Consider the following 5,801-nt stretch of genomic DNA (forward strand, 5'->3'; position numbering starts at 1 on the left):
GTCGCCTACGGGCCGGATACGCAGGCCTGGCTGGAAGTGACGCGCGACTTTTGGAAGCGCTTCTTCCGCAACTTCTGGAAGATCCAGGAAGTGAAAAAGTTGCTGCGCGAATCTCGGGAGCCCGCTAGCCAGTGCTGGGGAGAAATGAGCACGACCCTGACGTCGCTGGCGGACGGGGCCGACTTGCTGCTCACAGGTATGAGTTACCAGGAGCTTGCGGCCAACGTCGCGGAGTATCGCAACATGCCGTTGGCCACACTGCTTTGGTTCCCGATTCGGGTCAACGGCCACCTCGTTCCGATCCTGCCTCCGCCATTGATCCGCTGGGCGATGACGATGTACGAGTGGCTGGTTTCACGCGGGGTAAAGAAGGTCGAGGACACGCAGCGCCGCGAACTGGGCCTGCCGAAGGCCACAGGACCCGCGCCGCGACGGATCGCCGAACGCGGATCACTGGAAATCCAGGCCTACGACGAGGTGTGCTTTCCGGGTCTGGCGTCCGAATGGGCGAAATGGGATGGCCAGCGGCCCTTCGTCGGTACCCTGACGATGGAGTCGCCGACGGATGCCGACGAGGAGGTCGCGTCGTGGATTGCCGCGGGAACACCGCCGATTTTCTTCGGGTTCGGCAGCATACCGGTCGAATCTCCGGCCGATACGCTCGCCATGATCGCCGGGGCCTGCGCGCGATTGGGCGAGCGGGCGTTGGTTGGCGCCGGCTGGAGTGACTTCAGCGACGTCCCCCATTTCGAGCATGTCAAGGTGGTGGGCGCGGTGAATTTTGCGGCGATCTTTCCGGCCTGCCGTGCGGTTGTGCACCACGGAGGCGCGGGCACGACGGCCGCGGGCATGCGCGCCGGAGTGCCCACGTTGATCCTGTGGATGGCGGACGTTCAGCTGATGTGGGGGGCTGCGGTCAAGCGGCTGAAGGTGGGCACGGCCCGGCGTTTTTCGACCACAACTGAGAAATCGTTGGTCGCGGATTTGCGCACCATCCTCGCCCCTCAATATGTCGCCCGAGCCCGCGAGATCGCGACCCAGATGACCAGGCCCGCCGAAAGTGTTGCGGCCGCTGCTGATCGTGTGGAGGATTTCGCCCGCCTGAAGCGTGTTGGCTGATCGGCGCCACCGATGCGCGACGTGATCGATCACCGAGTGCGAGCGTTTTCTGCAAGGCTTAGCCCGCAGTCAATCCGGTGTCCACGGAAGTAGGCCAGATTTCTCGCCAGACGTGCTGTGACACGGGCTTTGGGTTAGCCAAAGGTCCAGTCCTGCAAGGGATCACGAAACTTCTCGCGATCGGATCTTGTGACGTTGTGGGTCTATTGACCGAGGTTTACGCGCAACGCCGTGTCCTGGTGACGGCGCCGCCGGCTCAGGCGCTGCCCTGGGCCACCAGCGCGACCCCAATTAGCACGCACATGGCTACCAGGATCTTCTGACGGTGAGCCCGTGTCCAGTCGTGCAGCAGTCGCAGCACCGCTTGGGTTTTCGCCGGCTTAAACAGATGGCTGACGAGGGCGATCTCGACAACCGCTTGAATCCCGACGACGAACGCGATGGCGGCGCCGACCTGCGTGCCGATCGCGGCTCCGGTGGCCATGATGGTAGTGAGGACAAATACAATCGTAAAAGGTGGCGGCGCCGCTAGAACGCCGATCACGAACGCGACCCACAAGGATCCGTCTTCCCACGCATTGCGGGCGCGGCCGAGCAGCCGCCGGATTGCAGATCCGCCCTCCGTCGGCTCATCCTGCGCGCCGCCCAGCAGCGGCGAGATTGCGCTCGGCGCACTCGAGTCCGTCACCAGGGTCGACGTGGTGCCGCCCGGTGTCGGCAGCTGCGCCCGCGGACGCGCCCAGAAGCGGACTGCCATCAGCGCGGCGAGCGATAGCGCCAGCACACCGATGCCGATTTGAATGTGCCTGACGGTGGAGCTCGCGAACGTGGCCGGGCTGGCCAACTCTTGCGCAAGAGATCTAAAGAACGGTGTGACGTGCAGCACCATCAGCGGACCCAGCATGTAGGTCACACCCACCGTCATGCCGCCGATCCAGTAGACGAGCATATTTTGCAGGGGCCGCGGCCGCGAGATCATGAGGAGGGTGGCGCCGAGACGCACCGGATCGAGCGCCACCATAAGTGTCAGCACCAGCAGTGAGCCCCACACGGCCGGAACACTACCCGGTAGTTTCTTGTCTGTCGGCGCGTCTGAAGCTTCCCAGGGTTGTTCTGGGCAGGCCGGCGCACGATTTCCGGTGCGGGCGTGAGAGCTGGGCCTTGCAGCCCGAGGTCGAATGCCGCTCGGAGCCCATCGTTGCTCCGTCGCATCATGGCCACAGCAGTTCAATGTCGGCGCAAGGTACGCTCCCATGAGCCGTCTCGCCCGGCCGAATGTGAACCGAACGCTCCCTCGATCGGATCTTGGAAAACTCCGGAACACGCCGTCGATGGAAGTCTAGACTCAGCGCCGGTAGAGCCGGAAAGCGAGACAGGGGCAATTTTGACCATAACCGATTACGACGTCCGATCCCTGTACCTCGACCTGCTCCGACGCAACCTGACCAGATACGGGATGCACGAGCGGGTGCCCGCGGATTGGCCACTGCGGCGACGCCTCCTTCTCAAAACCGCCAACGCCCTCAGCGCCCGCCGCAACGGCACGAGCCTGTTCGATCAGCGCAAACGCGAGTTGGGCTTGGACTGGCCCGCGGAGGCCGAGACGATGATCGGAATGCAGAGACTCACCAGCCTGCAGCATTGCGTTGAGACGGTACTGGCCGAAGAAATCCCCGGCGACTTGATCGAATGTGGAGTGTGGCGCGGAGGGGCTTGCATCCTGATGCGCGCGGTGCTGGCGGCCTATGGGGATCACACGCGAAGCGTGTGGCTAGCCGATTCGTTCCAGGGCGTGCCACGCTCGGATCCCGCAAATTACAAAGCAGATAAAGGGATTAGGGCGGAGTTCGCCGCGGGCATCCTGGGGGTGTCGGAAGCTGAAGTCAGGGCGAATTTCGAGCGCTACGGGCTACTAGATGACCAGGTCCGCTTTCTTCCTGGCTGGTTCAAAGACACCCTGCACGATGCCCCGATCGATCGTATCGCTGTATTGAGGCTCGACGGCGACCTCTACGAATCCACCATACAAGCGCTCGAAGCGCTCTATCCGCGACTGTCGGCCGGGGGTTTCTGCATCATCGACGACTACCAGGCGGTGAAGGCGTGTGAGCAAGCCGTCACCGACTACCGCGCGAAACATGGGATATCCGCGGAGATCGTTGACATAGACGGTACTGGCGTGCTGTGGCGCAAGTAATGAAGACCTTGGGACGCACTTCGCCGTAAACGCATTCGCCTGATCGGCGCCGGCCTTGAGCATGTGCCGGCGCACGGTGCGGATCGGCATCCCGGGGGAAAGTCCGCATCGCACCGTTGGCGCTCATCAACCTGACGGGGGGAAACGCCGAGGTCGTTGTGGCCGCGATGGACGGCTACACCGGTGCGCCTGAGTTCGGCAATGCGATCTCAGGAGGCAGGGCCGTACCGGAGAGCCAGCCGTCGACGGTGCGGGAGAAGAGGTCCGGATAGCGCAGGGGCCACTCGTGGTCCATACCAACCGCGACCCCGTCGACTCCGTTGGGCATTCGCTGCGCGAGCGCTGCCGCCGAGCGGCGGATGAGCCGCATCTCCTTGGAGCCGGTTAGAAACAATGTGGCCGAATCCGATCTGTCGAGTCCCTCGGGAAGTGTGAACCCCGCGGAGGCCTGGACGAGGTGGGCGATCTGTGCGGGCGGCATGAGACGCACATCCTCGCGGTAGTCATCGGTCTTGGCCGACGGAACCGTCGCAAGGCGTGCATTCCTCCGGATGGTCACCGATCGTGAGATCCAGGCGACCCAGCCCAGGAGGGGCGCTGTCAGCCGAACAACTGGCATCGAGTCGACGATTGTCCCGCACAGCACCGCCCGATCGACGAGTTCTGGCGCGATCGCCAGCAGCTGCGCCCCCACCTGAGCCCCGAGCGACAAGCCCACCAGGTGTACCCGGCCGGTACCCACCCGGGAGCGGACGAGCTCTGCCACCGCAATGGCGGCTCCGCCTATCTCGAATGGGCCCCGCTGGAAGCTCTCGCCGTGCTGGGGCAGATCGGGGACCAGACAGTGGTATCGCGGCATTCGTTCGACCACGGGCTGCCACGATCGGCCGCTATATTCCCCGCCGTGAAGGAAGACGATAGCGGGCGCCCCGACCGGACCGGATTCGCGCACAAATAAATCCACGAAAGCGATCCTATGTGCTGGTGACGAACACGCCGGATCGATTGAGAGATGTCACTGCGGCATTTTCAAGCATTATTCGACAAGTTGTCGGATGGCGAAGTACGCCTGGTTGACGTGCGCGGCCACCCGCACGGCGTTGGCCGCGACGGTCAAACTTGGGCTCAAACCGGTGCTTGAGGGGAAGAACGAGGTGTCCGAGAGGTTCTTCCGTCATCGCGGCCAGTACCAGGCCGCCGGTGAAGAACCGCTGCTAGGTCAAGCGCAGCGCCGTGCCCCGCCGGCCGATGTTCGTCTATCCGGGCGACCCGGGTCAACTGCTAGCATCGCGCCCATGGCTGAAAGCGGCGCCCTGGTGCGGATCGGCATCCTGGGCGCTTCACGCTTCGCACCGATGATCCTCATCAAACCGGCCCGGGAAAACGACGAGGTCGTGGTGGCCGCGGTGGCAGACCGCGACGTGTCCCAGGCTCGAGCCTTTGCCGCCAAGCACGGCATCGCCCGGGTGCACGAAAGTTACGACGCGCTGATCGCCGATCCGGACCTGGATGCTGTCTACATCGTGCTGCCGAACAGCTTGCACGGCAGGTGGACCCGGGCGGCGCTTGCCGCGGGCAAGCACGTGCTGTGCGAAAAGCCGTTCATGGCCAATGCCGCCGAGGCCCGCGAGATCGCCGAACTGGCCGCCACGTCAGACCGGGTTGTGATGGAGGCAATCCAATACCGCTACCATCCGTTGACTTTGCGCGTTGAACAGATCATCGCCTCAGGGGAGCTGGGCAAACTGGAGCGGGTGGACGTCGCCTTGTGCGTATTACTGCCGAAGCGCTCCAACGCCAACGTCTACGACTACTCCCTTGCCGGTGGCGCGCTCATGGATGCCGGAGTCTATGCGGTCGACATGTTGCGCACGTTCGGCGGTTCGACTCCGGAAGTCGTTTCGGCACAGGCGAAACTGAGCGGTCCTGAGGTGGACCGGGCCATGACGGCCGAGTTGCGGTTTACAAGTTGGCTCACGGGCCGGGTCCGCTGCGCGCTGTGGTCGTCGGATCTGTTTCGGGCGAGCGCCAAGCTGGTTGGCGACCGCGGTCAGTTGCGTTACCTCAGTCCAGCGGCACCCCAGCTTCTCCATCGGCTCTCGGTCCGGTCAGCCGATAGCAAGCGTGTAGAGCGCTTCCCGGCGCGCAGTTCCTTTGAGTATCAGCTTGAGGCTTTCGCCGCGGCGGTGCTGCGCGGGGAACCGGTGAAGACGACGCCGGAAGACGCGGTCGAGAACATGAGCGTCATCGATGCGATCTACCGCGCTGCGGGCCTCCCGCTTCGCGAGCCGGCCTGAACGCTAATCCGTTCGCGCGGTTGGTACTTCGGACAACAGGTGGCGCGCCGCGTCAATACAACGGCGGAGTCGATCGATCAGCTGGCGAAATGGGCCTGGTTCAGATGCTCGGCCACCCGTAAGGCGTTGGCCGCGACCGTCAAACTGGGGTTCAAACCGGCGCTGGAGGGGAAGAACGAGGTGTCCAC

General features: G+C 63.9%; 5 protein-coding genes and 1 pseudogene. 4 read left to right on the forward strand and 2 right to left on the reverse strand.

Features of this window, described 5'->3' with window-relative positions; translation table 11 throughout:
* Positions 1–1,119 (forward strand): glycosyltransferase (locus ACLP4W_RS25975; protein ID WP_442390261.1); only part of this gene is annotated, 1,119 nt, incomplete at its 5' end.
* A 256-nt stretch (positions 1,120–1,375) separates the two neighbouring features.
* Here the strand turns inward: ACLP4W_RS25975 and ACLP4W_RS25980 are convergent.
* The gene (locus ACLP4W_RS25980; RefSeq protein WP_442390262.1) at positions 1,376–2,170 is read right to left on the reverse strand and encodes a GAP family protein; all 795 of its coding nucleotides are present in this window, start codon (positions 2,168–2,170) and stop codon (positions 1,376–1,378) included.
* Between the two features lie 339 nt (positions 2,171–2,509).
* Between ACLP4W_RS25980 and ACLP4W_RS25985 the strand changes: the two are divergent.
* Together ACLP4W_RS25985 and ACLP4W_RS25990 are read left to right on the forward strand one after the other, a co-directional pair.
* Positions 2,510–2,603 (forward strand): annotated as a pseudogene (locus ACLP4W_RS25985) (macrocin O-methyltransferase); the annotation flags it as partial.
* Complete coding sequence (locus ACLP4W_RS25990; RefSeq protein WP_442390264.1) at positions 2,576–3,316, forward strand: TylF/MycF/NovP-related O-methyltransferase; 741 nt, start codon at positions 2,576–2,578, stop codon at positions 3,314–3,316. The pseudogene ACLP4W_RS25985 and the gene ACLP4W_RS25990, both read left to right, overlap by 28 nt.
* 175 nt (positions 3,317–3,491) lie before the next feature.
* Here the strand turns inward: ACLP4W_RS25990 and ACLP4W_RS25995 are convergent, their stop codons facing one another.
* Entirely contained in the window at positions 3,492–4,280 is a 789-nt protein-coding gene (locus ACLP4W_RS25995; protein ID WP_442390263.1) for an alpha/beta fold hydrolase, read from the reverse strand.
* Between the two features lie 331 nt (positions 4,281–4,611).
* Here ACLP4W_RS25995 and ACLP4W_RS26000 point away from each other — a divergent pair, with 331 nt between their 5' ends.
* Positions 4,612–5,613, forward strand: a complete 1,002-nt coding sequence (locus tag ACLP4W_RS26000; protein WP_442390265.1) for a Gfo/Idh/MocA family protein — start codon at positions 4,612–4,614, stop codon at positions 5,611–5,613.
* Positions 5,614–5,801 lie beyond the last annotated feature (188 nt).

It is taken from the genome of Mycobacterium sp. (assembly GCF_052145595.1).
Taxonomy (GTDB): Bacteria; Actinomycetota; Actinomycetes; order Mycobacteriales; family Mycobacteriaceae; genus Mycobacterium.